Annotated in this window: 19 protein-coding genes; 2 read left to right on the forward strand and 17 right to left on the reverse strand. The window is 31.6% G+C overall.

What is annotated here, in order from left to right:
• Positions 1-34: 34 nt before the first annotated feature.
• From KI686_RS00235 to KI686_RS00265, 7 genes are all read right to left on the reverse strand, one after another.
• Positions 35-1,042, reverse strand: coding sequence for a cytochrome c oxidase subunit II (locus KI686_RS00235; RefSeq protein WP_237587215.1), 1,008 nt, complete (start codon positions 1,040-1,042; stop codon positions 35-37).
• Between the two features lie 39 nt (positions 1,043-1,081).
• A complete protein-coding gene (locus KI686_RS00240; protein WP_237587216.1) occupies positions 1,082-2,500 on the reverse strand; it encodes a quinol:cytochrome C oxidoreductase in 1,419 nt (472 codons plus the stop codon).
• Between the two features lie 26 nt (positions 2,501-2,526).
• Positions 2,527-3,072, reverse strand: coding sequence for a c-type cytochrome (locus KI686_RS00245; RefSeq protein ID WP_237587217.1), 546 nt, complete (start codon positions 3,070-3,072; stop codon positions 2,527-2,529).
• Between the two features lie 10 nt (positions 3,073-3,082).
• Positions 3,083-3,610 carry a DUF3341 domain-containing protein gene (locus tag KI686_RS00250; protein ID WP_237587218.1) on the reverse strand — a complete coding sequence of 176 codons (528 nt, stop codon included), beginning with the start codon at positions 3,608-3,610 and terminating at the stop codon, positions 3,083-3,085.
• A gap of 2 nt (positions 3,611-3,612) precedes the next feature.
• A complete protein-coding gene (gene nrfD, locus KI686_RS00255; RefSeq protein ID WP_237587219.1) occupies positions 3,613-5,067 on the reverse strand; it encodes an NrfD/PsrC family molybdoenzyme membrane anchor subunit in 1,455 nt (484 codons plus the stop codon).
• Between the two features lie 66 nt (positions 5,068-5,133).
• Positions 5,134-8,196 carry a TAT-variant-translocated molybdopterin oxidoreductase gene (locus tag KI686_RS00260; protein ID WP_237587220.1) on the reverse strand — a complete coding sequence of 1,021 codons (3,063 nt, stop codon included), beginning with the start codon at positions 8,194-8,196 and terminating at the stop codon, positions 5,134-5,136.
• Between the two features lie 71 nt (positions 8,197-8,267).
• A complete protein-coding gene (locus KI686_RS00265) occupies positions 8,268-9,575 on the reverse strand; it encodes a c-type cytochrome (RefSeq protein ID WP_237587221.1) in 1,308 nt (435 codons plus the stop codon).
• A 193-nt stretch (positions 9,576-9,768) separates the two neighbouring features.
• Here KI686_RS00265 and KI686_RS00270 point away from each other — a divergent pair, with 193 nt between their 5' ends.
• Complete coding sequence (locus KI686_RS00270) at positions 9,769-10,137, forward strand: SPOR domain-containing protein (RefSeq protein ID WP_237587222.1); 369 nt, start codon at positions 9,769-9,771, stop codon at positions 10,135-10,137.
• Between the two features lie 71 nt (positions 10,138-10,208).
• Here KI686_RS00270 and infB read toward each other — a convergent pair whose 3' ends face one another.
• Genes infB through rimP form a run of 3 tightly spaced genes read right to left on the reverse strand, consistent with a single transcriptional unit; the run spans position 10,209 to position 14,807 of the window.
• Positions 10,209-13,016: a translation initiation factor IF-2 gene (infB, locus tag KI686_RS00275; protein ID WP_237587223.1), complete on the reverse strand. Its 2,808-nt coding sequence runs from the start codon at positions 13,014-13,016 to the stop codon at positions 10,209-10,211.
• A gap of 60 nt (positions 13,017-13,076) precedes the next feature.
• The gene (gene nusA / locus KI686_RS00280) at positions 13,077-14,333 is read right to left on the reverse strand and encodes a transcription termination factor NusA (protein WP_237587224.1); all 1,257 of its coding nucleotides are present in this window, start codon (positions 14,331-14,333) and stop codon (positions 13,077-13,079) included.
• A gap of 12 nt (positions 14,334-14,345) precedes the next feature.
• Positions 14,346-14,807 carry a ribosome assembly cofactor RimP gene (rimP, locus tag KI686_RS00285; protein WP_237587225.1) on the reverse strand — a complete coding sequence of 154 codons (462 nt, stop codon included), beginning with the start codon at positions 14,805-14,807 and terminating at the stop codon, positions 14,346-14,348.
• A gap of 175 nt (positions 14,808-14,982) precedes the next feature.
• On the opposite strand from rimP, the gene KI686_RS00290 reads away from it, so the two are divergent.
• Positions 14,983-15,810 (forward strand): universal stress protein, encoded by an 828-nt coding sequence (locus KI686_RS00290; protein ID WP_237587226.1) that lies wholly within the window; start codon positions 14,983-14,985, stop codon positions 15,808-15,810.
• 58 nt (positions 15,811-15,868) lie between these two features.
• On the opposite strand, the gene KI686_RS00295 is transcribed toward KI686_RS00290, so the two are convergent.
• The 7 genes from KI686_RS00295 to leuB all read right to left on the reverse strand — a co-directional run bounded on the left by KI686_RS00295 (position 15,869) and on the right by leuB (position 26,087).
• The gene (locus KI686_RS00295) at positions 15,869-17,461 is read right to left on the reverse strand and encodes an NADP-dependent glyceraldehyde-3-phosphate dehydrogenase (RefSeq protein WP_237587227.1); all 1,593 of its coding nucleotides are present in this window, start codon (positions 17,459-17,461) and stop codon (positions 15,869-15,871) included.
• Between the two features lie 319 nt (positions 17,462-17,780).
• Positions 17,781-19,043 (reverse strand): threonine ammonia-lyase IlvA, encoded by a 1,263-nt coding sequence (gene ilvA / locus KI686_RS00300; protein ID WP_237587228.1) that lies wholly within the window; start codon positions 19,041-19,043, stop codon positions 17,781-17,783.
• 123 nt (positions 19,044-19,166) lie between these two features.
• Positions 19,167-20,642 carry a ketol-acid reductoisomerase gene (gene ilvC, locus KI686_RS00305; protein ID WP_237587229.1) on the reverse strand — a complete coding sequence of 492 codons (1,476 nt, stop codon included), beginning with the start codon at positions 20,640-20,642 and terminating at the stop codon, positions 19,167-19,169.
• 10 nt (positions 20,643-20,652) lie between these two features.
• Positions 20,653-21,183 carry an acetolactate synthase small subunit gene (gene ilvN, locus KI686_RS00310; protein WP_237587230.1) on the reverse strand — a complete coding sequence of 177 codons (531 nt, stop codon included), beginning with the start codon at positions 21,181-21,183 and terminating at the stop codon, positions 20,653-20,655.
• Position 21,184: 1 nt separating this feature from the next.
• On the reverse strand, positions 21,185-22,918 hold the full coding sequence (ilvB, locus tag KI686_RS00315) for a biosynthetic-type acetolactate synthase large subunit (protein WP_237587231.1): 1,734 nt from the start codon (positions 22,916-22,918) through the stop codon (positions 21,185-21,187).
• A gap of 12 nt (positions 22,919-22,930) precedes the next feature.
• Positions 22,931-24,607: a dihydroxy-acid dehydratase gene (gene ilvD, locus KI686_RS00320; RefSeq protein WP_237587232.1), complete on the reverse strand. Its 1,677-nt coding sequence runs from the start codon at positions 24,605-24,607 to the stop codon at positions 22,931-22,933.
• Between the two features lie 358 nt (positions 24,608-24,965).
• Positions 24,966-26,087: a 3-isopropylmalate dehydrogenase gene (leuB, locus tag KI686_RS00325; protein WP_237587233.1), complete on the reverse strand. Its 1,122-nt coding sequence runs from the start codon at positions 26,085-26,087 to the stop codon at positions 24,966-24,968.
• Positions 26,088-26,148: the final 61 nt, after the last annotated feature.

A 26,148-nucleotide genomic window follows, 5' to 3' on the forward strand; every position in this document is an offset into this window, starting at 1 on the left:
TTTTACTTATTTGTAGAATCTAAATTAAAAATTATTACTTAATAACTGATGATAATGTTGGTTGCTCTGCAATCCATTTGTCGTAAACTTCTGGTTCTACAACAGTAATTTTCATTTGCATGTTGTAATGAGATGCACCACAAATTTTATTACACAATAATAAATAGTCAAAAACATAAGGATCTTCTCCTTTTTCTTGTCTAATCTTATTAATTCCTTTAGTTTTTTCGATTACTTCTGGCTGAGCTCTCATTTCTTCTGTAGTGTACTTCGGAGTAAATCCAAATTGCGTAATCATACCAGGAACACAGTTCATCTGAGCTCTAAAGTGAGGCATATAAGCAGAGTGTAAAACATCTTGAGATCTAAACTTAAAATGTACTTTTCTTCCTTTTGGCAAATATAATTCAGTAACTTGTTTATCGTCTAAAGAGTTTTCATCAGACATGTCTACACCTAATGTATTAATCCCTTTTATAAAATTAACATTACCAAGACCTAATGTATTATCTTCTCCTGCGTAACGAGCATCCCATCTAAATTGTTGTGCATACACTTCTATTGTTATAGGATCTTCTGAATCTGATAAATCCATAACATTATTCCATTGCCATAATCCGTAACCAATTAATAATACAAGAACAACTGCAGGTGTAATAGTCCAAATAGCCTCTAATTTGTGGCTATCAGCATAAAACTTAGCTTTTCTTTCTTTGTTTCCTTTGTACTTAAATGTAAAAAAGAAAATTAAAAATTGCATTAAAAACTGAACAATACCAATTAACCAAAAAGTAATATTAAAAAGATTGTCATCATGCTCACCTTCATAAGATGCAGATTCTGGTAGCATAATTACATTCAAAAATATTAAACAATAAATCATCATAGCATATAAAAACACCATAAAGTATATAGCATTTTTACCTTGATTTTTGTTGTCTTCATCAGTAGCAATTACACTTCTAAAGTTTAAAATTCTGGTAATTTGCCAAAAACTTATACCGATTGCGACAGCAATAAAAATATAAAATAAAGCTAGCATAGTTATCTTTTCTTAATTATTTTTAATTCAAATTATATATTAATGATGATCTCCTGAACCTTCTCCTCTGTGTTCAATATTATAGTAATGATAATGCTCACTTTCTTCTAAGAAAGGATTTCCAGAAGGTATAGCATTAGCTTTTGCAAAAGCACTAAAAGTTGCAAAAATAAATATTCCTAAAAAGAATAGTAAAGAACTAAATTCTGCAATACCAAATGACCATTGAGCTCCAACAGTTGCTGGCATAATCATTACAAAAACGTCTATATAGTGTCCTGCTAATATAACAACACCTCCAATAATTACAAACCAAGGCATACTTTTAAAATCACTGTTTAATAATAATAAAACAGGGAAAACAAAATTCATACCAACCATTGCTAAAAATGGCAATTTATATTCATTAAATCTTGCAACAAAATAAGTAGTTTCTTCAGGAATATCTGCATACCAAATTAACATGAATTGAGCAAACCATAAATATGTCCAAAATACAGAAAAACCAAACATAAACTTAGCTAAATCATGTATATGACTATCATTTACAGCTGGTAATGCACCTTTAGAACGTAAGTAGATAGTTACTAATGCAATTACAGTTAAAGCACAAACTAAAAAAGTAGCTAAAACATACCATGCAAATAATGTAGAGAACCAGTGAGGATCTAATCCCATTATCCAATCCCAAGCCATTAAAGTTTCAGTTATCATAAAAACAAAAATGAAACCTACAGAAACATTGTAATTTAATTTGTATGTTTTGTAATTATCGTTAGCTGTATCTTCTTTAATTGAGTTTTTACGGATAAACCATCTGTAAGCATTCCATAAAAGTAAATAGATAACACTTCTAATAGCCCATCCAGGAACATTCATCCACCAAGATTTACCATCTACAATGGCATCATAATTAGGGCTTGTTTTATCAAAAACACCTTCTGCCATCCAAGGAAACATATGATTATAGTGTAAAACAGCAGTAATTACAATAACTATCATAATAATAGCCGTTGGAACTAAATTGGCTGTAATAGCTTCCATAACTCTAAAAAGAACGATAGACCAACCAGCTTGTGCAACTCTTTGAGCTGCATAAAAAGCTAATACAACTACTGATATTCCTAAAAAGAAAATTAATGATACATAAAAAGCTGACCAAGGTTTATTTTGTAATTGATGAAAAACATGTTCATCATGTGATGCATCATCATGATGTTCATTTGCTGTACCATGAGCATTTGAATGTTCTTCTACTACATCATTATGATGTACTTCTGATGAAACTTTATCATGAGAACCTCCATGCTCATCTCCATGAGATGCTTGAAGAGCTATAATCTCTTTAGCTTCTTCTATGCTAGAAGGAGCGTTTAAGAAACTTAGTGTTATTCCTATAGCACCTATTATAATTAATGCAATTGAGAATATTTTTAATTTACCTGAAAATTGATACATATCTTTCGTATTCTATCTTTTTCTAATTATTTTGCTAAATCTGTACGTAACTTTTCTACATACTGTACTATCTGCCAACGTTCCTTGTACGTTAATTGAGAAGCGTGTGACCCCATTAAGTTTTTACCATGCATTATAACGTGATAAATACTTCCGGCTGTAATTTCTCTGTCTTTATAATTTGGTATACCAGAAAATTTTTCTCTTTGAGATAAAACTCCGTTACCATCACCACTTTTCCCATGGCAACTTATACAATAAATATCATACATTGCTTTACCATTAGCTAAATTAGCTTCGGTAGCTTCTAAAGGATTAGTTCTTGTTTTAGACAATTCATAACCTTCATTTGTATCTGGGATATCATAAGATGGAAAACCACCTCTTGGAATTGTACCAGCAACTGGTTTAATGTTTACTGGAGCATCATTTAATCCTTCTGCTCCATTTGGATCATATGCAACAGAAACATACATATCTGGCATATATTGTAATTGTGGCGTTCTTTTATTGTTACAAGAAACAATGCTTGTAAAAATAGCTAAAGCAATAATTAACTTAAAATTCTTCATTATCTATATATTAGTGCTTATCAACAACATTAATTTCAACAGCTCCTGTCTTTGCAAGTAACGCAGTAATATCTGCTTCGTTATTCTCTACAGGAATCTCCATTAAAAAAAGATCATCTGTAGTTCTTGGATCAGGATTTTCAGCTTCTTTAAAAGGCCAAATTCTACTTCTCATATAAAAAGTAATAACCATTAAGTGTGCAGCAAAAAAGACTGTTAATTCAAACATAATAGGTACAAATGCTGGCATATTAGTAAACCAAGAAAAGTTAGGCTTACCACCAATATCTTGTGGCCAATCTTGAATCATCATATAATTAGTCATCCAAATAGCAAATGATAAACCTGTAATTCCGTAAAAAAATGCAGTTATTGCTAATCTAGTTGGTGCTAATCCCATTGCTTTGTCTAAACCATGCACAGGAAAAGGACAAAAAACTTCTTCGACATGATGACCGTCTGCTTTTACAGCTTTTACTGCATCTAACACAACTTCGTCATCATTATAAAATGCATGAATAACTTTTGATGATTCCATAATTATTCTTTATCTGATTTATCTGATTCACTTTCTACACTTACCACATTAATTGCTGGTTTTGTAAGTATACCTTGTTCTCTTCTTTTCTTGTAAAACTCACCAGAAGACTTTAATATCGTCTTAACCTCTGCTTGTGCAATTACAGGAAATGTTCTTGCATATAAAAGAAATAATACAAAGAAAAAACCGATTGTACCAACAAATATACCAACATCTACAAATGTAGGCTCAAAACGCCACCAAGTAGAAGGTAAATGACCTTTACTTAATACAATTGCAATAATATCAAAACGCTCAAACCACATACCTATATTAATAGCAATAGAAATTACAAACGTCCATATAAAGCTTCTTCTTATTTTCTTTATCCAAAGTAATTGAGGTGTAAAAATATTGAATATTAATAATGACCAAAATGCCCAAGAATAAGGTCCTGTTTCAGCACCGACAGATAAATAAGTATAGTTTTCATAAGGTGATCCTGTATACCAAGCAATAAAAAACTCTGTTGCATAGGCAATAGCTACAATACCACCAGTTAATATAATTACAATATTCATATATTCAACATGAATACGAGTAATATAATCTTCTAAGTTGGTTACCTTTCTCATAACTCCTAATAACGTCTGTACCATAGCGAATCCAGAGAAGATTGCCCCAGCAACGAAATAAGGAGGGAAAATAGTTGAATGCCAACCTGGGTTGATAGATGTTGCAAAGTCCATAGATACAATAGTGTGTACAGAAAGTACTAATGGAGTTGCTAAACCTGCAAGTACTAAAGATACCTCTTCAAAACGTTGCCAATCTTTAGCTCTACCAGACCAACCAAAACTTAATAATGCATATATTTTCTTTTGGAAAGGTTTAACAGCTCTATCTCTTATCATTGCAAAATCTGGTAATAAACCTGTCCACCAGAAAACTAATGATACAGATAAATAAGTTGAAATTGCAAATACATCCCATAATAATGGTGAGTTAAAATTAACCCATAATGATCCAAACTGGTTTGGTATTGGTAATACCCAATATCCATTCCATGGACGCCCCATGTGAATAATAGGGAATAATCCCGCTTGGAATACAGCAAAAATGGTCATTGCTTCTGCAGAACGGTTAATTGCCATTCTCCATTTTTGACGGAATAATAAAAGTACCGCAGAAATTAGAGTACCTGCGTGACCAATACCTACCCACCAAACAAAGTTAGTAATATCCCAAGCCCATCCAATGTTCTTGCTCAATCCCCAAACTCCAATACCTGTTCCTACTGTGTAAAAAATACATCCAAATCCCCAAAGCATTGCTGCTAAAGAAATGTAAAATGCTATGTACCAATTTTTGTTTGCTTTACCCTCTATAGGTTTTGCAATGTCTTCGGTAATATCGTGATAACTTTTATCACCTAATACTAAAGGTTCCCTTATGGGTGCTTCGTAATGAGACATATTTTTATTACTTAGTTTTAATCTTTATTTGTTTTAAAGTATAACGAAAACTTTATACTTTTTTTGTTACCCTTCGTTAGTGTTTTTTACTTTAACTTGATAAATTACATTTGGCTTTGTTTGTAAATAATCTAACACACCATAAGCTCTTTTATCTTCTATTAATGATGCTACTTTGTCTTCTTTGTTGTTTATATCTCCGAAAACCATCGCACCGGTAGTACATGCTGATGAACAAGCGGTTTCAAATTCATCTGTATTTACAGCTCTACCTTCTTTTTTAGCTTTTAGAATTGTTGCTTGTGTCATTTGTATACACATAGAACATTTCTCCATAACTCCTCTAGAACGCACAACCACATCTGGATTTAACACCATTTTACCATAGTCATTGTTCATATTAAAGTCAAACTCGTTATTATTTGCATAATTAAACCAGTTAAAACGACGAACTCTATATGGACAGTTGTTTGCACAATATCTTGTACCTACACATCTGTTATATGCCATTTGATTTTGTCCTTGACGACCATGAGATGTTGCTGCAACAGGACAAACAGTCTCACAAGGAGCATGATTACAATGTTGACACATCATTGGTTGAAAAGTAACCTCAGGATTTTCTGCTTCAGTCTCTAAGGCCAAATACATATCTCCTCTACTTAAACCTAATTCTTTTGCTTCTTCTCTAGTTTCTACTTCAGAAGAATAATATCTATCAATACGCAACCAATGCATATCTCTACCAACTCTAACTTCATTTTTACCTACAACCGGAACATTATTTTCTGCATGACATGCAATAACACATGCTCCACAACCTGTACAAGAAGTTAAATCTATAGATAAGTTAAAATGATGCCCAATTTCTCTATTATGCTCATCCCACAAATCTATTGTGTTTGCTTCTACTTCATTATGATCATAAGACACATACGCTGGCTTATTCCAACCATGGTGATGATCTTTAGGATCAACAGTTTTGTAATCTTTTAAAGAAGTAACTTTTAAAATATCATGACGACCAGCAATTGTTTTTTGTACTTGTGTACATGCAAACTTATGCGTTCCTGATACTTTTTCTATACTAACTCCGTATTGTATATTATTACCGTTAGCGTATAATGGATAAGCATTAACACCAACTTGCATTTCTTTTTTAAACCCAAAAGTTCTACCGTATCCTAATGCAATTCCAATAGATCCTTTAGCTTGACCTGGTTGAATCATTACAGGTACAGTAATTTCTTTTCCGTTTACAGATATCTTAGCATAATCACCATCAATAGCTCCATTATCTTTTACTGGATTAGAAAAACCTAATTCTCTTGCATCCGAAATAGACATGGTTAAATAGTTATCCCAAGAAGCTCTTGTAATTGGATCTGGAAATTCTTGTAACCAAGGATTATTAGCTTGCTTACCATCTCCTAAACCAGGTTTTGTATAAAAATTTAACTCAAAACCTGATGATTTCTTTGCAGATGCTGCTAATTTAGAAGCAACATCAGAAATTACAACAGTACTTTCTACACTTTCAACAACTTCAATAACTTCTTTTTTAAAGAAACCATTATGTAAAGCTGTATTCCATGAACTACCTGTTAATACAGAAGTTGTTGCAAAAGATTTTAAATAATCGTAATATTTAGTTGTGTTCTCAGACCACTTTAATAACGTATCTTGTACTTGACGTGTATTAAATAAAGGCTGAATGGTAGGTTGCATTAAACCGTAAGTTACTTCATCAAATTGAGTATCTCCCCAAGACTCTAAAAAATGTGGAGTTGGTAAAACGTAATTAGAAGCATTAACAGTTTCATTATTTTCTGTAGATAAGGCTACTGATAATTGTAACTTTTTTAATCCTTCAGAAAAATCAGTTGAATTAGCTAATGTATATATAGGATCTACATTGTAAGAAATTAATCCTGCAATTTTACCTGATTTCATTCCCGATATTAATTCAGCAACGTCTTTATCATTACCTTGGCGAACATTTAATGTATTATTTACATCAATTATCTCACTATTTAATGCTTTATTGATTTCTAATGAAATCAATTGTGCATTTACATCATTCAATCCTGTTAATACAACTCCTTTAGAACCTGCTTTCTTTAATTCTGAAGCCATTTTCTTAACATCTGCATCTACAGCAGTTGCTTTAGAAGGAACATTAGATCCTGTAATTGCATTATATAAGTTTAACAAAGCAAAAACTTGATCAGAAGGTTTTACAACCACCCTCTTATCTGAGTTTGCACCAGTTAAAGACATATTACTTTCAAACTGAACATGGTAAGACATCTTACCTGTTTCTGGCTTTCTACCAACTATAAATTGTTTTTCAAATCCTCCGTGAAAATCTCCTAAAAAATCTGCACCAAAAGAAACAATCGTTTTAGCTCTATCTAGGTGATAATTTGGCAAAACACGCTTACCATACATTGCTAACATTGCATCAGCAGCTCCAGATTCTGAAACAGCATCATAAATAACATGCTTAACATTAGGATAGGCAACAATAAAATCTGAAATAATTTTATCAGTAGAAGGACTTGCCATTGTACCCGTTAATAAAACAACAGGTTTATTACTTTCTTTTAATTCATTTAACTTTAACCCAATCTCTTTATCCGCATCTTCCCAAGAGATTACTTTACCTGCTTTAGCTGGTTCTTTTAAACGCAGCTCTTGATCATATAAAGACAAAACAGAAGCTTGTACTCTTGCACTTGTAGTACCGTCTGCCTCTTTATTAGGCATAATCTGAATAGGTCTCCCTTCACGTGTCTTTACTAATACATTTGCAAAATCATATCCATCCGCTACAGAAGTTGCATACCAATCTGCAACTCCAAGAGTAACATCGTCAGGTTTTACAACATAAGGAATAGATTTTCTCACTGGCCCCTCACAAGCAGCTAAAGATGCTGCTGCTGTAGTAAAACCAACATATTTTAAAAAGTCTCTACGAGAAGTAGAAGAATTTTCTAATGTTTCCTTATCACCTAAAAACTCATCTGTTGGAATCTCTTCAACAAATTCGTTTTTACTTAACGTTTCAACAATAGGACTATCTTTTAGTTCCTCAACACTTTTCCAGTATTTTTTGTTTGAAGCCATTTATATTTAGTTATTAGTTGTTAGTTTCTAGCTCTAGTTTTCACCAAAACCAAACTATCTTTCTTCTTTAATTAATAGTGACATTTACCACACTCCTTACCACCTAATTGCGCAATGGTAACCTGATCTACATTATATTTCTTTGCCAAATCCTCATGAATCTTAGCATAATATTCATTACCCTTTAAATTCACCTTAGTTTCTTTATGACAATCTATACACCACCCCATGGTTAAAGGAGAATACTGATATAATTCATCCATTTCTTCAACAGGCCCGTGACACTTTTGACACTCTAAACCACCTACAGTAACATGTTGAGAATGATTGAAATAAACAAAATCCGGCAAGTTATGAACCCTTGTCCACTTTATAGGTGACGTTTCTCCTGTATATTCTAAATTATCAGCATCCCAACCTGCTGCTTTATATACTTTAGCTATCTCTAAATCTAATTGCTCTTTACCAAGAACAAGCCCATCCTCTAACTCCACAACAGTATCATCAGAAACCTCTGAGATATTTTTATGACAATTCATACAAACATTAACTGAAGGAATTCCAGATGTTTTACTATGTTTAGCCGAAGAGTGACAATACTGACAATCAATTTTATTATCACCTGCATGAATTTTATGAGAAAAAGCTATAGGTTGAATTGGCTGATACCCTTCATCAACACCAACTTTAAAAATCGTTCCGAACACAAAGTAAGCACCAACTAGCAATAAGAATATAGTTGAAAGCACTTTCAAAAAAGTATTTTGTTTTACACCAACCCAAAGCTCATGTAAATCTCTTTTAATATCTGAAGTTTCACCCGCAGCAACATTACCCTTTAACTCATTAACCTGCTTTAACAAGCTAGCAATCATTAAAAAGGCTACAACAATTGCTGCCGCTAAAATATAGATTAACCATTCTGGAGCTCCACCTGAAGTTTCACCTGCAACAGCAACACCTTCTGCAGCAGAAGCTACCTTTTTAATCTCACCTACAGTTGTATAATATAAAATATCATCAATGTTTTGATCTGACAACTGAGGAAAAGCCGTCATGTTAGATCCGTTATACTCATCAAATATAGCATTTGCTTGAGCATCACCAGAAGCTCTTAACTCTGCATTATTTTTAATCCAAGCCTTTAACCAATCATTTTCCCTTCTTTCTTCTACACCACTTAAAGCTGGCCCAATTAGTTTCTTATCTAATTTATGACAAGAAGCACATAAAGATTTAAATAATTTTTTACCTTCTTTTTGACGGGCTTCATCTACATCTTGAGAGTAAGCAGATATACTAAATGCAAAAACAAAAAGTACAGTAATACTCTTTATAAATAATGTGTTTAATCTACTGTGCAATCCTACACTTTTCATATTTAAACTTTGTTTAAAAATACCTAATATAAAATGATAAAAGTCATTTTTTTTGTTCAGACAAAAATAGCACATCTTACCAAAATTAAAAAAACTAAAGGAACGTTAAACAACAATTTATATCTATTCTAAATAAGATGATTTAACACCATATTTATTATTAGTTCTTATTTTTGTAAAAACATTTAATACAATGAAAAATAATCTATTAGTGCTACCTCTAGCTCTTATATTGTTTGGCTTAAGCAATAAATCTTTTTCACAAAATAAAATAAACAACTCTGAAGAGGTTGAAAATTTAATTTCTAAGAAAAGAATATTTAATAAAAAATATGGTTTTGGCTATAAAATTCAAATTTATAACGGCAAGGAAGAACTGGCTAGAAAGTATAGTGAACAGTTTAAATTAGAGTTTCCTAATACAGAATCTAATTTAGTATATAAAGCACCAGAATGGAAAGTTCAAGTAGGTAATTACAAAACAAAATTAGAAGCTGATAAAGATTTAATTATTTTTAAAGAAAAATTTTCTGGAATCATTGTAATACCGATGGGTAAATAGAAAACAAAAATATATCAAATAAAAAAAAGCCGCAAATTGCGGCTTTTTTTTATTTGATATTACTATAGTATTTATTTTAATCTCTTCTTAACTGCTACTTCAGTGTAAGCTTCAATTACATCGCCTTGTTCAATATCATTGTAATTTTTAATTTGAACACCACAATCGAATCCTTTAGTAACTTCTCTTACATCATCTTTAAAACGTTTTAATGCAGTTAATGTACCATCATGAACTACAATTCCGTCTCTAATAACTCTAATTTTTGAATCTCTAAGAATCTTACCTGACATTACCATACAACCTGCAATATTACCTACTTTAGAAATTTTATATATTTCTCTAATTTCTAAATTACCAGTAACTTCTTCTTTCATTTCTGGAGATAACATTCCCTCCATTGCATCTTTAAGGTCATTAATAGCATCATAAATAATAGAGTATGTTCTAATATCTACTTCTTCTCTATCTGCAACTGCTCTTGCATTTCCTTGCGGACGCACATTAAATCCTACTATAATTGCATCTGAAGCTGTTGCTAAAAGCACATCACTCTCTGTAATTGCACCAACACCTTTATGTAAAATATTAACTTGAATTTCTTCTGTAGATAATTTTTGGAAAGAATCTGTTAACGCTTCTACAGAACCATCAACATCTCCTTTAAGGATAATATTTAATTCTTTAAAGTCTCCTAACGCAATTCTACGTCCAATTTCATCTAATGTTAATGTTTTTTGAGTTCTAACTGATTGTTCTCTTTGTAATTGAGATCTTTTTGATGCAATTTGTTTTGCCTCTCTTTCATCTTCAAAGACATTAAATTTATCTCCTGCTTGTGGAGCACCGTCTAGACCTAAAATAGATACTGGAGTTGATGGACCCGCTTCTTTAAGCTTTCTTCCTTTATCATCAAACATGGCTTTAACTTTACCACTGTTTTTCCCTGCAAGAATATAATCTCCAATTTTTAAAGTTCCGGCTTGTACCAATATCGTTGTTACATAACCTCTACCTTTATCTAATTGTGCTTCTACAACTGTACCAACTGCATTTTTATTAGGATTAGCTTTTAACTCTAAAATCTCTGCTTCTAATAAAACTTTTTCTAATAACTCATCAATACCTTGACCAGTTTTAGCTGAAATATCTTGTGACTGAATGTTACCACCCCATTCTTCAATCAATAAATTCATTGAAGATAACTGAGTTTTAACATTGTCTGGATTTGCATTTGGTTTATCAATCTTATTAATTGCAAATATTATTGGAACACCAGCTGCTTGCGCATGAGATATAGCTTCTTTTGTTTGTGGCATAACATCATCATCTGCAGCCGCTACAATAATAACTAAATCTGTTACTTGAGCACCACGAGCACGCATTGCTGTAAAGGCCTCGTGACCAGGAGTATCTAAGAAAGCAATTTTTTCATCACCAACATTTACAGAATAAGCTCCAATATGCTGTGTAATTCCTCCACTTTCCCCATCTACTATATTAGCCTTTCTAATATAATCTAATAATGATGTTTTACCGTGGTCTACGTGTCCCATTACCGTGATAATCGGTGCACGATTAACTAAATCTTCTGGTTTATCGATTACCTCTTCAATAGATTCCTCTACTTCGGCTCCTATAAACTCTACTTTATAATTAAATTCTTCTGCAACTATAACTAATGTTTCTGCATCTAAACGCTGATTCATTGTTACCATCATACCTAACATCATACAAGATGAAATGATATCTGTTACAGGAACTTCCATCATCGTAGCAACTTCACTTACAGTAACAAATTCTGTTACTTTTAAGATTTTATTATCTAAAGCTTGCGCTTCTAATTCTGCTTCGGTATGTTCTCTGTGCGCTTCTCTTTTATTTCTACGATATTTAGCACCTTTACCTCTAGAAGATTTCCCTTGTAGTTTCTCTAGAGTTTCTCTTACTTGTTTTTGGATATCTGCCTCTGTTGGCTCTTCCTTTTTAACAGCAGCAGGTCTTTGGTTACCTCTTCCTTTACCTTTAAATCCACCTCTATTGTTCCCTTGAGTTCCCCTATTATTATTTCTATTATTAGGTGAAGTTGAAGAACCTGGTTTACTTATACGTTTACGCTTTTTTCTAGCTTCAGAATTAGTATTAGCATCTTTTTTAGGTTCTGGTTTTTTCTTTTTAGGTCTTTCAAATTGCTTTAAATCAATCTTTTTTCCTGTAAAGTTTGGACCATCTAATTTTTTATACTGCGTTTTAATTGCCTCAGCATTTTCTGCAGTAACTTCTGTTGGTTTCTCTTCTGGTTTAGACGCTTCTTTATTATTAGATCTAGGTCTTTCTATCACTTTAGAAACTTCTTTTTCTATTTCAGAAACCTTTTTAGGTGCTTTTGGTTTTTCTACAACAGGCTTTTCTACAACAGGTTTTGTAGGTTCTACAATCGCTTTTGGTTCTTCTTTAGCTACCTCTTCTTTAACAACCTCTTTAGCTTCTTCAGTTTTAACTTCGGGCTTTTTACCAATGGCATCAATATTTATTTTACCAACAGTTTTAAACTCTAATTTATCTGCCTTGGCTTTTAAAACCTCTTCTTCTTTCTTAACTTCTTCCGCTCTTTTTTTCTCTAATTTAGCTTCATGCTCTAAACGAATAGCTTCTTTCTCTTTACGTTTTTCTTCTCCAACCTCTTTAGATGCTGCTTTCTTATTAGCATCTTTTTCGAAGCCATCTAGTAAAACTTGATAGACATCATCCGTAATTTTAGTGGTTGGTCTCGATTCTATTTCGTGACCTTTACCCGCTAAATATTCGACTGCTCTATCAAGAGAAATATTTAATTCTCTTAAAACTTTATTAAGCCTCATTGTTTTGCCTACAGACATATATTCTTTTTAACTTTATAATTGTAAAAATATACTTTTTACTTTATTTCTATACTATATTTAGTCCTCGAATTCTTCTTTCAGAATTCTTTGAACATCTATAATTGTTTCTTCTTCTAAATCGGTTCTTTTAACCAACTCAGCAACACTAGTTTCTAATACACTTCTTGCTGTATCTAAACCAATCTTTTTAAATTCTGCAATTACCCAATCTTCAATTTCGTCTACAAATTCTGTTAATTCTACATCTTCTTCTTCTAATCCTTCTCTTTTAACATCAATTTCATAACCAGTTAACTCACTAGCAAGACGAATATTTACACCACCTCTACCAATAGCTTTAGAAACTTCTTCTGGTTTTAATAAGACACTTACACGTCCTTTTTTACCGTTTCTTTCTTCATCATACATTTCAATCTCCATTGAAGTCACTTTTGCAGGACTTAATGCTCTAGAAATGAACAATTGTTCGTTTTTGGTATAGTTAATAACATCTATATTCTCGTTTCCTAACTCTCGTACAATACCATGAATTCTAGAACCTTTAACACCGACACATGCTCCTACAGGATCAATTCTATCATCGTAAGAATCTACAGCTACTTTTGCTTTTTCACCAGGTATTCTTGCAACACCTTCAACAGTAATTAAGCCATCAAAAACCTCTGGAATTTCTTGTTCGAATAACTTATTTAAAAATGCTGGTGCAGTTCTAGATAAAATTATAGCAGGTTTACTACCTCTTAATTCTACTGTTTTTATAACCCCTCTTACAGAATCTCCTTTTCTAAAAAAATCAGAACGAATTTGCTCACTTTTTGGTAAAACTATTTCGTTACCATCTTCATCTAACAAAATAATTGCGTTATGACGAATGTGATGAACTTCTGCACTATACAAATCTCCTTCTAAACCTTTAAAATGCTTAAAAATATTTGTACTATCGTGCTCATATATTTTAGAAATTAGATTCTGGCGTAATGCTAAAATCGCTCTCCTTCCTAAATCTACTAATTTCACTTCTTCAGACACATCTTCACCAATCTCAAAATCTGGTTCTATCAATCTTGCTTCTGCTAATTCTATTTCTTCATTATCATCTTCCGAAAAGCCATCTGCAACAACAACTCTATTCCTCCAAATTTCTAAATCTCCTTTATCTGGATTAATAATAATATCAAAATTATCATCAGAACCAAACTTACGCTTTAATGCAGCTCTAAACACTTCTTCTAAGATAGACATTAAGGTTACTCTATCTATACTTTTAATATCTTTAAATTCTGAAAACGAATCAATTAATGCTATATTCTCCATTACATCTTTTGCTTAAAATACAATCTTCACTTTTGCTTCTTTAATATCCTTATAATCTAAAGTTGCTGTTTTTTGAACAGTAACTTTTCCCTTACCAATGGGTTTAGCTTCTCTAGCTTTCCAACTTAAAACAATTTTATCTTCATCTGCTTCTACTAAAGTTCCTTCAAATTCTTCTTCTAAGGTTTTAACTTTAAGTATTCTGTTGATATTTTTTTTGTATTGTCTTTTAACTTTTAGTGGATGTGCAATATCTGGAGTAGAAACTTCTAAAGAAAAATCTTCTTCTTCTCTATCAAAACTATTATCTACACTTCTACTAATTCTAATGCATTCACTTAATGGAACTCCATTATCTCCATCAACAGTAATTTGAATTTTGTTATTTTCTGATATTACTAAATCTATCAAATACAACGACTCATCAAACGCCAGTGCCTCATCAACTATATCTCTTACTTTGGTTTGGTTCATTTTAATCTTAAAATAAAGTATAAAAAGAGGGGACTTTCTAGTCCCCTTCCTTCTCCACTTATTATAAATTTCGATGCAAATATACTAAATGTTTGGGATATACCAAATTAAGTTAAAGTCAATTATTTTTTGTAACTTTAAATACAACTATTATCAACCTCAATACCCCTCTATTATGAAAAAAATTTTAGTTCCGATAGATTTCTCCAAAACTTCTGAATACGCCTCTATTATAGCGTCTAAAATTGCCAAAAAAACCGACGCTACAGTATACCTAATTCATTTAATTGAATTACCAAAAGGTGTTATAGACATGGGAGTTAGCAGTAAATTTAGCATACCCGAAAGCATGTTATACTTAAGAAAAGTAAAAGAAAAAATACTTATTTTTAAAAAAGAATTTTTTAGTGAAAACACTAATGTAAACTATTTTATAAAGTTAAATTCACCTTTTGAAGGCATACAAAAATATGCTGACAAAATTAATGCTGATTTAATAATAATGGGCTCTAAAGGTCATTCTGAACTAGATGAAATAATTATTGGGTCTAACACAGAGAAAATTGTTAGAAACTCTACAAAACCCGTTATTATCGTAAAAAAAGACCCTGAGAGTTTTAAATTAAAAAAAATAGTTTTTGCTTCTAACTTTGAAGAAGACAACAAAGAAATATTTAGCAAATTTGTAAATTTTGCTAATATATTTAGTAGTAAAGTTTACTTATTAAAAATAAATACTCCTGCCAATTTTCAAGGAAATGCAAAAGCAAAGCAAGAAATAAAAGATTTTATATCAGACTACAACCTACCTAAATCTAAAATAAAAATTTATAATGATGTTTCTGTAGAAAAAGGAATTTTGAATTTTTCTGAGGAAATTGAGGCAGACCTAATAGCATTAGCCACACATGGCAGAAGTGGTCTAGCTCATTTTTTTACAGGAAGTGTTACCAAAAAATTATCTAAAAACTCATTAAGACCAATGATGACTATTAAAATTTAAAAATCAATAAAAAAAGCTCCAAAAGGAGCTTTTTTTATTGAGAAACACTTTATTTAGTCTATAAAATGTAATCTGTATTTATAAAATTAGAAGCTTTCTTATCTAATAATTCCTCTAAAATTGCATTATTGTAAGGTGTATCTTTAGAAGCTACAAATGTTCTTATAGAAAAAGAACGTAATGCATCATGCACACTTAAAGTAGCTACTGCAGAATCTTTTCTTCCTGTAAAAGGATATACATCTGGACCTCTTTGTGCTGCACTATTTAAGTTTACTCTACACACTAAATTAACCAAAGTATCTATTAATGGCGCCAAAGTTTTTATTTCACTACCAAAAACACTAACCTGTTGTCCATAATTAGATTCTGCCATATCATCTAAAGGTTCTTGAATATTTTTAAAAGAAACAACAGGAATAACAGGTCCAAATTGTTCTTCATGAAACACTCTCATTTCTTTAGACACTGGATACAAAACAGCAGGAAAAATATAGTTATCAGTTGTTTCTCCTCCTTTTTTATTAATCACTTTTGCTCCTTTCTCTTTAGCATCATCTATTAATTCTTGAATATATGCTGGCTTACTAGGCTCTGGTAATGGAGTTAACTTAACACCATTTTCCCAAGGATTCCCAAATTTTAGAGCATCAACTCTTTTCGCAAATCTTTTATTAAATTTATCTACAATATGTTCATGAACATACATAATTTTAAGAGCTGTGCAACGTTGCCCGTTAAAAGAAGTTGCTCCAGAAATACACTCATCTATTGCCAAATCTAAATCTGCATCTGGCAATACAATTGCAGGGTTTTTTGCCTCTAAACCTAATACTAAACGTAATCTATTTTTAAAAGGATGGTTTGCCTGTATTGCATTGGCAGATTTACTATTACCTATTAAAGCTAATACATCTACTTTACCTGTCTTCATAATAGGAGTTGCTAAGACACGACCTCTACCATAAATAACATTTACCACTCCTTCTGGAAAACTATTTTGAAAAGCCTCCATTAACGGAGATAACAATAAAACACCATGTTTTGCCGGCTTAAACACAGCTGTATTACCCATTATTAAAGCAGGTATTAATAATGCAAATGTTTCATTTAAAGGATAATTATATGGCCCTAAGCACAAAACAACACCTAAAGGACCTCTTCTAATATGGGCATGTACTCCACTGTTTTTTTCAAACTTAGCAGAGTCACGGTCCATTTGTTTATAATCTTCAATAGTATCATAAATATATTCTACGGTTCTATCAAATTCTTTTTCTGAATCTGGCAAAGATTTTCCAATCTCCCACATTAAAAGCTTTACAACCTCTTCTCTTTTGGTTTTCATTTGCTCTGCAAACTCTTCCATACACTCAATTCTATCTCCAACCCTCATTGTTGGCCACAAACCTTGCCCTTTATCATAAGCTCTGTAAGCAGAACTTAAAGCTTCTAACGCTTCATTTTCTCCTAAATTTGGCACCGTACCTAATAAAGTTGGTTTGTATTCTTTTGTTGATGAAATTGTTGAATAAACCTCCGCTACATCTCCTTTCCATTCTTTTAATTCCCCACCTACTAAATACGTTTTTTGATGTAATAAATTATCAATTTTATATGCTTCTGGAATTTCTTTAAATTTTGCTTTCATAAATTATATTTTATAAACTATACAAAACAATAATAATTTTTAAAAAAATATATCATTATTTGTAATCCAAAATTAACTAAAAATTACCGTAAAATGCACTGTTTATTCTTTAAACAACGAAATGGTTTTCGATGTTTAAAGAACATTATAGCTACTTTTATTGAAGTATAATAATTTTAAAGAAAACAAAAATTAACTTATTCTTATTGTTTTGCTTTCACTTCTTTCTTTATTATCTGCTGTCTTATAAAAATTATATTTTTAAAATCACATAACAATAATAACTATGAAAAAAACAGAATAATTACATTTAAAAGATTTATACTAAGAACTGAAATAAATCTGGCTTATCATTTAAGTAATCTCCATAAAAATTCTTCTCTTTCATCCTTTGTATTAAAGGTTCTAAGTCTTTAGAGAATTTTAATTCTAAACCAACAATTGCAGCCCCATTTACCCTATTGTTTTTCTTAGTATATTCAAAGTGAGTAATATCATCATTTGGACCTAAAATTTCTGCAACAAATTCTTTTAACGCTCCTGCCCTTTGAGGAAACTTTACAATAAAGTAGTGTTTTAAGTTTGCATAAACCAAAGCCCTTTCTTTTATTTCTGGCGTTCTAGTTATATCATTATTACTTCCACTAACAACACATACAACATTTTTACCTTTAATTTTATCAGCATAAAAATCTAATGCCGCAATAGATAAAGCTCCTGCTGGTTCTACCACAATTGCATCTTTATTATATAAATCTAAAATTGTCTGACAGATTTTCCCTTCTGGCACTGTTATAACTTCGGTTAAATTTTGCTGACAAATAGCAAAATTTAAGTCTCCTACTTTTTTAACTGCTGCTCCATCAACAAAAGAATCAATTGTATCTAAAATGGTGTTTTTTTTATTTTCAATTGATGTTTTCATAGAAGGAGCTCCTGCTGGCTCAACACCAATTATTTTTGTTTCTGGTGATAAATATTTAAAAACAGAAGACAAACCAGATGATAAACCACCACCACCAATTGGCACAAAAACATAATCTATTTTTGTTTTTGTCTGTTCTAAAATTTCTAAACCAATTGTTGCTTGCCCTTCTATTACTTTTTCATCATCAAAAGGATGAATAAATGTTTTATTATTAGAATCACACTCCAATTTTGCCGCATCAGAAGCATCATCAAAAGTATCTCCTCCAATTACAACTTCTATAAAATCTTCCCCAAACATTTTTACTTGGTTAATTTTCTGATTAGGTGTTGGAGAAGGCATAAAAATAGTGCCTTTTATCTTTAATAACTTACAAGATAAAGCAACACCTTGCGCATGATTACCAGCACTAGCACAAACTATTCCTCTTTGTTTTTGATCATCACTTAAAGACAACATTTTATTAAATGCACCTCTAATTTTATACGACCTAACAACCTGTAAATCTTCTCTTTTAAATAAAATTGTTGCGCTTAATTCTTTAGAAAGACCAAAATTTTTATTTAGTGGAGTTTTAGAAACAACACCTTTTAAATTTTCTGCAGCAGCTTTAACACTCTCTAAAGTCGGGAAATATTTTTGTTTTGTTTGCATTGTTCAAATGTAAAAAGAAAACCTATTAGATTAAATAATCTAATAGGTTTTTAACTCTACTTTAGGGAAAAGTAATACTTCTATAAAAGTTAACTCTCCTTTTTATTAAAATATTTATTTAAATTAAGCTGATTTTATCACCTTCATTGCAGTCATAGATGCTCTTAATTTTGCACCAACAATTTCTACAGGATGATTTCTAATAATATCATTAACTTTAATTAATTCTTGATTATCAACTCCATTTTCTGAACTAAATGATTTACCAATAACATTTGTAGAAACTGTTTTCATAAAATCAGTTAATAAAGGCTTACAAGCATGATCAAATAAATAACAACCGTACTCTGCTGTATCAGAAATTACACGATTCATTTCATATAATTTTTTACGTGCAATTGTGTTTGCAATTAAAGGAGTTTCATGTAAAGACTCATAATATGCAGATGCTGCAATAATACCAGAATCAGTCATTGCTTCAAAAGCTAATTCTACACCAGCTCTTACAAAAGCAACTAATAAAGTTCCATGATCAAAATATTCTTGTTCTGGAATTTCATCTGTAGTTATTTCTTGTTTTTCAAAAGCCGTTTCACCAGTTGCTGCTCTCCAAGTTAATAAGTTTTTATCATCATTAGCCCAATCTTCCATCATTGTTTTAGAGAAATGACCAGTCATAATATCATCCATATGTTTTTGAAACAACGGACGCATAATTTCTTTTAACTCTTCAGATATCTTAAAAGCTTCAATTTTTGCAGGATTAGACAATCTGTCCATCATATTTGTAATTCCTCCGTGCTTTAAAGCTTCTGTAACAGTTTCCCAACCGTATTGAATTAATTTTGCAGCATAACCTGGCTCAATTCCTTCTTCTACCATTTTATCAAAAGATAAAATTGCTCCTGTTTGTAACAAACCACATAAAATAGTTTGCTCTCCCATTAAATCAGATTTTACCTCTGCAACAAAAGAAGATTCTAAAACACCTGCTTTATGACCACCAGTTGCAACCGCATATGCTTTTGCTTGTGCCCAACCTTTACCTTCTGGATCATTCTCTGGGTGAACAGCCGTTAATGTTGGTACACCAAACCCTCTTTTATATTCTTCTCTTACTTCAGATCCTGGAGATTTTGGTGCTACCATAATAACCGTTAAATCTTCACGAATTTGCATTCCTTCTTCTACAATATTAAAACCGTGAGAATACGATAATGTTGCTCCTTTTTTCATTAAAGGCATTATAGCTTTTACAACATTTGTGTGTTGCTTATCTGGTGTTAAATTAATTACTAAATCTGCAGTTGGTAATAATTCTTCATATGTACCTACCGTAAATCCATTAGAAGTTGCATTTATATAAGATTCTCTTTTTTGATCTATTGCTGCCTGTCTTAGTGTATAAGAAATATCTAATCCAGAATCTCTCATATTTAAACCTTGGTTTAAACCTTGAGCTCCACAACCTACAATAACAATTTTCTTTCCTTTTAATGCTTCTACTCCATCTTCAAATTCTGAAGCATCCATAAAACGACACTTTCCTAATTGCTCTAATTTCCCTCTTAATGTTAACGTGTTAAAATAATTTGACATTTTTATTTATTTAGTTATTGTATGATTCTAATAATGATGAAATTTTCATTTCGTCTTTTGTTACTGCTATAAGACCAGAACGTGTATATTGCATAATACCATAAACGCTTAATGCATCGTATAAATCTGCTATTTCTTCTTTTTTTCCTGATTTTTCTAGAACAAAAAACTCTTTATTTACAGTAACAATTCTTGCGTTACTTTCTTTAATTATATTCTGTATTTGACGTTCTTCGAACAAAAGCTCAGACTTTATTTTAAATAAACCAGATATTTGATAGATAACCTGATCTAACGTATGGTAATAAGCCTTAATAACCTCTACTTGTTTTTCTATTTGCCCAATAATCTTTCTCACATCAACCTCAATCATATTTGCTACAATTGTAAATCTAGATACATTTTCTATTTCTGATGGAGAAATATTTAAACTTTCTATATTGATGTGTCTTCTTTGGAAAATTGCTGAAATCCTATTCAACAATCCAATATTATTTTCAGTATAAACTGATATAGTAAATAACTCTTTTTCTGTACTCATCTTATTCTAATCTTATATCTGAAACACTTGCTCCTGTAGGGATCATTGGAAACACATTATCCTCTTTCTCTACACAAACTTCTAAAAAATATGCTTCTTTACTTGCTATCATTTCTGCAACAGCGTCAGCCAATTCTTCTCGTTTTGTAACTTTTTTAGCTTTGATATAATAACCTTCTGCAATTGCTACAAAATTTGGGTTTACCATTTCTGTTGATGCATAACGTTTATCAAAAAACAATTGTTGCCATTGACGTACCATCCCTAAAAAGTCGTTATTTAAAACCACCACTTTTACAGCTGCTTTTTGCTGAAAAATAGTACCCAATTCTTGAATAGTCATTTGGTAACCTCCATCACCAGAAATAGAAACTACTTCTCTTTCTGGCGCTGCCATTTTTGCACCAATTGCTGCCGGTAAACCAAACCCCATTGTACCTAAACCACCAGAGGTTATATTACTTTTTGTTACATTAAAATCTGCATATCTACAAGCAATCATTTGATGCTGACCAACATCACTAACAATTGCAGCATTTCCTTTACTTTGAATGTTGATTTCCTTTAAAACCTCACCCATTGTAATTCCTTCTTTTGTAGGATATAAATCGTCTTTAATTACCTTTTCATATTCTATAGCATACAAGTCTTTAAATTCTTGAAGCCAATCTGAATGCTTTGTTTCATTTAATAAAGGCAATAATAACTCTAAACTTGCCTTTGCATCACCCAAAACAGCAATATCAGTTTTTACATTTTTATCAATTTCTGCAGGGTCAATTTCAAAGTGAATTACTTTGGCTTGTGTTGCATAAGTAGATAAACTACCTGTTACACGATCATCAAATCGCATACCGATTGCTATTAAAACATCACATTCATTTGTTAATTTATTTGGTGCATAATTACCATGCATACCAACCATACCAACATTTAACGGATGTGAAGTAGGAATTGCAGAAGCTCCTAAAATTGTCCAAGCTGCAGGAATACCAGCTTTTTCTATTACAGCCTTTAACTGTGTTTCTGCCTCACTTAAAATAACTCCTTGCCCCCAAACAATTAATGGTTTTTTTGCTCCATTAATTAATTTTGCTGCTGCTTTTACAGAGGAAACATCTGTTTCTGGCACAGGATTATAACTTCTTATTTTTGTACATTTTTCATAAGAAAAATCGAATTCTTCTAACTGAGCATCTTTTGTTATATCTATTAAAACAGGCCCTGGTCTTCCGCTTTTTGCAATATAGAATGCTTTAGCAATTGCAGCTGGAATATCTTCTGCTTTTGTTACTTGACAATTCCATTTTGTAACTGGTGTAGAAATACCAACAATATCTGTTTCTTGAAAAGCATCTGAACCTAATAAGTGTGAAAATACTTGCCCTGTAATACATACTAATGGCGTAGAATCTATTTGCGCATCTGCAATACCAGTAATTAAATTGGTTGCTCCTGGCCCAGAAGTTGCCATTGCAACACCTACTTTACCAGAAATTCTTGCATAACCTTGTGCAGAATGCGTTGCTCCTTGCTCATGACGTGTTAAAACGTGATGAATTTTATCTTGATATTTATATAACTCGTCATAAACTGGCATAATTGCTCCTCCAGGATATCCGTAAATTATATTTGCATCTTCTTCTATTAAGCACCTCACTATTGCCTCACTACCAGAAATACGTTCTGTTATCTTTTTTGAAGCATCGTTGTTTTTTATGGTTTGTGTATCCATATCAATATAATATTAAGCATCAGTAACACATCCTTTTGATGCTGATGCTACTGTTTTTGCGTATTTGTATAAAATTCCTTTTTTATGCTTTAATGCTGGTGCAACCCATTTTGCTTTTCTTTCTGCTAATTCTTCATCAGAAATTAAAACATTTATAGAATTGTCTTCTGCACTAATTCTAATCTTATCTCCAGTTTCTATAAGCCCTATTGCTCCTCCATTTTGCGCTTCTGGAGTAATATGTCCTACGACAAAACCGTGAGTACCTCCAGAAAAACGACCATCTGTAATTAATGCTACAGATTTACCTAAACCTGCTCCCATAATTAATGAAGTTGGTTTTAACATTTCTGGCATTCCTGGTCCTCCTTTTGGCCCAACGTATCTAATAACAACTACATCTCCTCTTTCTACTTCACCGTTAGAAATACCTGTATTTGCTGCTTGTTCTCCATCATAAACCACAGCTTTACCTTCAAATAATAAACCTTCGTTTCCAGAAATTTTTGCAACAGCTCCTTCTTCTGCTAAATTTCCGTATAAAATCTGTAAATTTCCAGACGATTTTAATGCTTTATCTTTAGGAAAGATGACATCTTGGTCTTCAAATTCCATTGCTTTTACATCTGCTAAATTTTCGGCTAACGTTTTACCTGTAACTGTCATACAGTCTCCATATAAATATCCATTTTCTAACAAATATTTCATAATTGCAGGTGTTCCTCCAACTCCATGAACATCTTCCATTAAATATTTACCAGATGGTTTTAAATCTGCAATTAATGGAGTTCTGTCTGAAACTCTTTGAAAATCTTCTAAAGTAAACTCTATATCTGCTGCATGTGCAATTGCTAAAAAGTGTAATACTGCGTTTGTAGAACCTCCTAAAGCATTTACCAATGCAATTGCGTTTTCTAAAGATTTTTTAGAGATAATATCTAATGGTTTTAAATCTAACTCTAATAAATTTTTAATTGCTAAAGCTGTTCTTTCTGCTTCAGATAATTTATTAGGGTTTTCTGCCGGAATAGAAGAGTTATACGGCAATGCAAAACCCATACATTCTATAGCTGAAGCCATTGTATTTGCTGTATACATTCCTCCACAAGCTCCTGCTCCCGGAATTGCTCTTTTTATAATTTCTCTATATTCTTCTTCATCTATTTCTCCTGCTACTTTTTGTCCTAAAGCTTCAAAAGCAGAAACTACGTTTAATTTTTTTCCTTTATAATTACCAGATGCAATTGTACCTCCATACATCATAATTGATGGGCGGTTTAAACGTAACATTGAAATTACAGCTCCTGGCATATTTTTATCACAACCAACTACAGCTACTAATGCATCGTAACTTTGAGCGTTCATTACAGTTTCTATAGAATCTGCTATAATATCTCTTGATGCTAATGAATAATTCATACCAGAAGTTCCCATAGAAATACCATCTGAAACCCCAATTGTATTAAATCCTAAACCGACTAAACCTGCAATTTTACTTTCTACCTTGACCTCTGCTGCCAAATTATTTAAATGCATATTACAAGGGTTACCATCATAACCAGTACTCGCAATACCTACTTGCGCTTTTTGCATGTCTTCATCAGTTAAACCTACCGCGTACAACATTGCTTGTGATGCTGGCTGAGATTCATCTTGTGTTAATCTGCTACTGTGTTTGTTTAGTTTCATTTAAGGTTTTGTTCAATTGTTTGACTAAATTACTATGTTTCTCTATTTCTATTGAATAAAATTAAATATCATCATTTAAATCCACGTGTTAAAAAAAACACATAAACACTTAAAAAACAAGTTTTTAAGTACTTTTAATTATGACATTCAAGTGCTAAAATAAATTCATAAAAAAACCTTCCATTTAACAGGAAGGTTCTATTTTAAAATTTATGGTATAAATATCACTTCCTCATCATATCGTAATAATTACGATGACAACGACAATAGAAATAATATTTAAAAATTGTTTTTTCATTTTATTGTGTCAAATATCTGAATTTAAAATTTTAAAATCCAAATAAGTAATAATTTATTTTTAGATAATAGTACTTTGTCCCATATGAATATTCTTAAAATTCATATTACTATCATCTTGGTGTGCAATATAATCAGCAATAAAATGCCCTACTTTTGATGTTGATGCTGCATATTGATTTTTACCTTTTATATCTTCTGTTGTAATTCCTAAATCTAAAGATTTTTCTACAGCTCTTTCTACAGCGTCTGCCTCTTCTAACAAACCTAAATGCTCTAAAAGCATTGCCACAGAAAGAATTGATGCTAACGGGTTTGCAATATCTTTACCTTTTGCTTCTGGATACGAACCATGAATAGGCTCGAACAAGGCATTTTTTTCTCCTATAGAAGAAGATGCTAATAAACCTACAGAACCACTAAACACACTTGCTTCATCAGAAATAATATCTCCAAATAAATTGGTTGTTAAAATAACATCAAAAGATTTTGGGTTTAAAAGAATTTGAACAGCTGCATTGTTAACATATAAAAAGTCTAAAGAAACATCTTTATATTCTTTTGCTATTTCTGTAACTGTTTTTCTCCATAAACGAGAAGTTACCAAAACATTAGCTTTATCTATTAAAGTTACTTTCTTTTTTCTTCCTTGCGCTGCTTGAAATGCTAAATGTGCTACTCTAGAAATTTCTTCTACAGAATAAGTACAACTATCAAGTGCAGATTGTCCATCATCACTTAATTCTTTTTTTCCAAAATAAATACCACTAGTTAACTCTCTAAAAATAACAATATCTGTACCTGATATGATTTCTTTTTTAAATGGAGAATTTTTTATTAATTTATCGTAAACCTTTATAGGTCTAACATTACAAAACAAGCCTAACTCTTTTCTTAAACGTAAAAGACCTTGTTCTGGTCTTACTTTAGCTGACGGATTATTATCGTACTTTAAATCTCCAATTGCTCCAAATAAAACTGCATCTGCATTTTTACAAATCTCTATTGTTTCTTTAGGCAATGGATCTCCTTTTTCTTCAATTGCACAAGCTCCTAACTGCGCTTCTTTATATAGAAAAATATGATCATAAACCTCAGCAATGGCATCTAAAGCTTTTTTTGCTTGATCAATTACTTCAGGTCCAATTCCATCTCCAGGTATAACAGCAATTGTGTATTTCATTATAATCTTCTAGTGAGTTAATATCTAATCAAAGATAATTATTTATTTTTTAAGCATTCTT

It is taken from the genome of Polaribacter sargassicola, from assembly GCF_021991835.1.
GTDB classification, from domain to species: Bacteria; Bacteroidota; Bacteroidia; order Flavobacteriales; family Flavobacteriaceae; genus Polaribacter; species Polaribacter sargassicola.

Coding starts and splice junctions, on each gene's coding strand:
- KI686_RS00235 (WP_237587215.1), bottom strand. CDS start 1,042: ATGCTAGCTTTATTTTATATTTTTATTGCTGTCGCAATCGGTATAAGT.
- KI686_RS00240 (WP_237587216.1), bottom strand. CDS start 2,500: ATGTATCAATTTTCAGGTAAATTAAAAATATTCTCAATTGCATTAATT.
- KI686_RS00245 (WP_237587217.1), bottom strand. CDS start 3,072: ATGAAGAATTTTAAGTTAATTATTGCTTTAGCTATTTTTACAAGCATT.
- KI686_RS00250 (WP_237587218.1), bottom strand. CDS start 3,610: ATGGAATCATCAAAAGTTATTCATGCATTTTATAATGATGACGAAGTT.
- nrfD (WP_237587219.1), bottom strand. CDS start 5,067: ATGTCTCATTACGAAGCACCCATAAGGGAACCTTTAGTATTAGGTGAT.
- KI686_RS00260 (WP_237587220.1), bottom strand. CDS start 8,196: ATGGCTTCAAACAAAAAATACTGGAAAAGTGTTGAGGAACTAAAAGAT.
- KI686_RS00265 (WP_237587221.1), bottom strand. CDS start 9,575: ATGAAAAGTGTAGGATTGCACAGTAGATTAAACACATTATTTATAAAG.
- KI686_RS00270 (WP_237587222.1), top strand. CDS start 9,769: ATGAAAAATAATCTATTAGTGCTACCTCTAGCTCTTATATTGTTTGGC.
- infB (WP_237587223.1), bottom strand. CDS start 13,016: ATGTCTGTAGGCAAAACAATGAGGCTTAATAAAGTTTTAAGAGAATTA.
- nusA (WP_237587224.1), bottom strand. CDS start 14,333: ATGGAGAATATAGCATTAATTGATTCGTTTTCAGAATTTAAAGATATT.
- rimP (WP_237587225.1), bottom strand. CDS start 14,807: ATGAACCAAACCAAAGTAAGAGATATAGTTGATGAGGCACTGGCGTTT.
- KI686_RS00290 (WP_237587226.1), top strand. CDS start 14,983: ATGAAAAAAATTTTAGTTCCGATAGATTTCTCCAAAACTTCTGAATAC.
- KI686_RS00295 (WP_237587227.1), bottom strand. CDS start 17,461: ATGAAAGCAAAATTTAAAGAAATTCCAGAAGCATATAAAATTGATAAT.
- ilvA (WP_237587228.1), bottom strand. CDS start 19,043: ATGCAAACAAAACAAAAATATTTCCCGACTTTAGAGAGTGTTAAAGCT.
- ilvC (WP_237587229.1), bottom strand. CDS start 20,642: ATGTCAAATTATTTTAACACGTTAACATTAAGAGGGAAATTAGAGCAA.
- ilvN (WP_237587230.1), bottom strand. CDS start 21,183: ATGAGTACAGAAAAAGAGTTATTTACTATATCAGTTTATACTGAAAAT.
- ilvB (WP_237587231.1), bottom strand. CDS start 22,918: ATGGATACACAAACCATAAAAAACAACGATGCTTCAAAAAAGATAACA.
- ilvD (WP_237587232.1), bottom strand. CDS start 24,607: ATGAAACTAAACAAACACAGTAGCAGATTAACACAAGATGAATCTCAG.
- leuB (WP_237587233.1), bottom strand. CDS start 26,087: ATGAAATACACAATTGCTGTTATACCTGGAGATGGAATTGGACCTGAA.